Raw genomic sequence first — 3,866 nt, 5'->3', positions numbered from 1 at the left:
GGCACAGTGCTCGCTGAGTCTCCCAACACGGATGTGATCGAGGGGAACCACTACTTCCCAGACGAATCGGTCAACCACGAGCATCTAACTGGCACCGCCACCGAAACCGTTTGCTACTGGAAAGGAACTGCGAGATACTACTCCGCAGTAGTTTCCGAAACCGTATTCCGAGATATTGCCTGGTATTATCCTGACCCATCCCAGGAAGCTGCTTCGATTAAGAATTACGTTGCATTCGGGCGTCCTGTTCAGGTTGAATTGTAGCTCTCGAATTTCTCGCCGATCGAGTCGATTTACCGGGCGGTCCCTATAATTCCTGTATAACAGCCGCGGTGGCGCAGGTCCAGTAAGCTCCCCGTGAATGAGCACCGCGTGGAGGACGCCTCAGCAGCATCGGTAGACCATTGCGTCGTTGTTTCTTGCCTTTGACTCGTTTGCGGTTGCAGTAAGCACGGCTAGCCGGGCGTGCAACGCCGGCAACGCGGAGAGGAATATCGCGCGTATGATCCTACGTTTGTCGGAACAGACGGGGGTGTTCCCCGCCGACCCTGATACTCGCACCGTCATCATCGATGCAATGCCGGCATAAGCCGTGAGGTGTCCTCGGTAGGGCGGAGCCATCGCCGACTTCGAGGATCCAGCCGATTGAAAGCGTTCATCAAGATCGATGCCCAGATCAGTGCTGCGGTCTGCTCAGTGTCGACTGCGTGGATGCTTTGCGGAGGTGGTTTCGGGGCGCTGTCCCGAGTACCGGGCACCGGGCGAAACCATCAGAGCGAACGATCAGGCGGGCGGTGCCGTGTCGGAGGGGACCGCGTCTGGGGCGACACGGCCGCCCCCACGAGCAAGATGGTGCAATTCGGAAGTGATTGTTGCAAGCGGTGTTGAAATAGCCGCGCGGACAACGATCGATGTGGTTAAGCGCGGTGAGCAACTTACGTCGATGCAGTTCCCGTCTTGTCAGGGCTTCCGTTACGGGCATGGCATTTCTCCTACTTGTGGATTCGGTGTCCGTGGCTCGGAGTGACTGAACTACTGCCTCGCATCACGGTTGCCGTACTGGCCGGGGGCCGTCGGGTCCGGCCGCACCCGCGAGATGGAACCTATCGTCAGCGGGAATTGGTGTGGCATCGAAAACGCCGGAGTCACCCGCTAATCTGCGGGGCGATGAAAAAGCCGAGGAATCATAGCGTCCAATGAACGCGGGACGCCTCTTAGTTCGGGGCGCTGGATCTGCTGGACGGCGCCGAGGCAGTCACCATCGTGGTGCGCGAACCACGCCGCACGGCCGAGGTTCGCACAGCGCGCAGCAGTTGAAGCAGGGTTCGCCAGTGAGTCGCCCGGCGCGCGGCGCCATTGGAATACGCAGCGAACTGCCTCCGTTCTACTCTTTGGGAAACCACAGACCAAAGGCGGCGACGATGACAGCAGTTCCCCGTTTCACGACCGATGCGCACGGCGGCAACGATTACAGCTATCTCGAGCATGCCGAGCTTGGCGATGTGCGGTGGCACCGTGACTTCGGTGCGGCCCTGACCGAGGCGAGGGAACGGAACTTGCCGGTGTTCCTCCTTTTCCAGGAGATTCCCGGATGCCCTACCTGTGTGAACTTCGGGCAGCATGTGCTGGCGCAGGCACTCATGGTCGAAATGATCGAGTCGCACTTCGTTCCGCTTGCTATCTACAACAACCGGGCTGGTCCGGATGCCGAGATTCTCCGACAATTCAACGAGCCAGCGTGGAACAACCCAGTGGTGCACTTCCTATCCCCCGACGGGGAAAGTCTGGTACCCAAGTTGACCAATCGCTACGACCTGATTTCGCTGCACGACAAGATCACCGGCACACTGGAGCAAGCGGGAATATCCGTTCCAAAGTGGTTTACGCTGTTCCGTGGCGATCTGCTCATCGAGTCCGGAATCGCGGAGCAACTGCGATATGAAACTCCCTGTTTCTGGTCTGGCGAGACCAGTCTGGCTCAGTTTCCCGGCGTGATCTCAACAGACGCCGGGTGGGTTGGGGGTGAGGAAGTCGTCGAAATCTACTTCGACCCCGCTCAGACCAGCACCGAGGAGCTCAACCGCCTGTCCCTGCCTGAGGTGTTCCGGCGTACGGATAAGCGGCCGTTCCGGCTGGATGACCAGCCACAGTTTTATCTCGCGAAGACCCAATGGCGGTCCGTTCCGATGACTAGAGCGCAGCGCACAAAGATCAATCTCGAGGTGGCTTACGCTCGAGATCCGTCACCATACTTGAGCCCGCGACAGCTCCAGGCGCTGGATGAGTCTATGCCGGACCGCCGACCGTGACCTTATCGGCTATCGGCGACCTCGTAAGGCGTTGCGATGGACACGGAAGCATCGGGGGAAGAGCCTGCAGGCGACAAGAACGCGGTTCTTGTGCAGACCGGTGAGCTGCTCGCGCAGTGCGATCGGGGCGGTGACGATTAGGGCGTTGACGACCTTGGCGCGGCCCGGACGGCTCCGGTTCGGTGGCACACAGAATGTGGAGGCTTCGATGTCGGCGTCCTCGGTTTCGGTTCTCTGAGGTCGTCGCGGGCGAGGACCAATGCCGCGGCTCCTGCCGCGTCGGCGGCGTCAGTTTGCCGTGCCGGGGCGCGGCGTTGCCGGTTGGAACAATCCCACGGTGCGGTCTACATCGCCGGGATCATGCGCTCTGACCACTCGCGAAGGGCAACAACTTCGCGCAGTTCGATGTCGAAAAGCGTGAGCTGCGAGTCGTTCATCGCATTTCCTGGATCAACTCTGCTGCAGGCCCGAGCGCTTCGTCTTCGTCGGTCGCATTCTTTGCCCCTCGAAGGGCAACGGTGAGGCCCGCAACACCCAACAGGCATGTCATCGAGGCACCTGCCATGAACAGAAGATCACCCACGCGAGGTACCGATTTCGCTTGCTGGACGGATCCACGAAATCCACGCCTCATGCTCGTCTGCGTGCAGCGGAACAGAACCCGGATCATCCGGGTGAGCGTCCGCCCACGCTGATTGTTCGGCCACAAGATCCGCCACCGTCGCCCACCTTTTCGAGGTACAAGGCGGATTCACAACAGCCGCTTTGGCGAGCGCTCGGCGGGTAGCCCCACTGAGACTGAGCAGCTCAGTGCCGCAAATCCCTCGATCCCAGATGTACCGAGCGAGTTTGATGGAATCGGCATACCTCGCGGCCTCCGCGTACGAGGTATGGGTGAAGTCCACGTGGGTGGTCACTGTTGCACCCGCGAATAGCGACGGCGCCGCTCCGAGGCGGTCAACCCACCCCAGACACCGAAACGCTCGTCGTTCGCCAATGCGAATGCCAAGCAGTCGACACGAACGTCGCATCCTGCGCAGACTCGCTTCGCCGGACGGACCGCTTCTCCCGGTTCAGGAAAGAATGCTTCGGGATCAGTGCGTTGGCACACTGCCCGCTCCTGCCAATCGACATTCCCAGCGGTATCGCTTGGGTGAATCTCGGTGATGGTCATCGAAACCACGACTCCTCTACACATCGGCCTCTCGGATTGATGGGCGAACGGTAGCGAGGGACCTGGACTGCTTGAACCGAAGCAGAGGGGCCACCCTGCCTTTTCGAAACTTCACACGGTGGAAGCGAAGCGCAGTTCTACCCGATCAGTGCATTTCTGGGCACTTCTAGCGACTGCACAACCACCGGTAGATTCCTAAGCTCGCCTACAGACATGCGATCCTCTGACGCCGGCAACCCTTGTCCGGCGGCCCAACCAACCGACGGGATACACGTGCCAATTCCAACTTCTTCCACGCCTGGCCCAGTCATGACGCAACTCGCAACAGCGCTGTTCAAAAATGCACACCGCGCCGGCCAAAACTCCACGGATGGAGAGCTCCA

At 60.1% G+C, this 3,866-nt stretch carries 4 protein-coding genes; 2 read left to right on the top strand and 2 right to left on the bottom strand.

The features are described from left to right. Together ABT116_RS40670 and ABT116_RS40665 are read left to right on the top strand one after the other, a co-directional pair. A partial coding sequence (locus tag ABT116_RS40670) for a DUF427 domain-containing protein (RefSeq protein ID WP_351645124.1) occupies nt 1-264 on the top strand: 264 nt, incomplete at its 5' end. Between the two features lie 1,157 nt (nt 265-1,421). Further along, nucleotides 1,422-2,309 carry a VPGUxxT family thioredoxin-like (seleno)protein, type 2 gene (locus ABT116_RS40665; protein WP_003945285.1) on the top strand — a complete coding sequence of 296 codons (888 nt, stop codon included), beginning with the start codon at nt 1,422-1,424 and terminating at the stop codon, nt 2,307-2,309. A gap of 433 nt (nt 2,310-2,742) precedes the next feature. Here ABT116_RS40665 and ABT116_RS40660 read toward each other — a convergent pair whose 3' ends face one another. Then, complete coding sequence (locus ABT116_RS40660) at nt 2,743-2,892, bottom strand: hypothetical protein (protein ID WP_003945287.1); 150 nt, start codon at nt 2,890-2,892, stop codon at nt 2,743-2,745. Between the two features lie 330 nt (nt 2,893-3,222). Continuing rightward, nucleotides 3,223-3,483: a WhiB family transcriptional regulator gene (locus ABT116_RS40655; protein WP_003945293.1), complete on the bottom strand. Its 261-nt coding sequence runs from the start codon at nt 3,481-3,483 to the stop codon at nt 3,223-3,225. Nucleotides 3,484-3,866: the final 383 nt, after the last annotated feature.

Origin of the sequence: Streptomyces sp. NPDC002130 (assembly GCF_040296465.1) — a bacterium.
Classification (GTDB): Bacteria; Actinomycetota; Actinomycetes; order Streptomycetales; family Streptomycetaceae; genus Streptomyces.
This window is presented reverse-complemented; position numbering and strand designations above follow the sequence as displayed.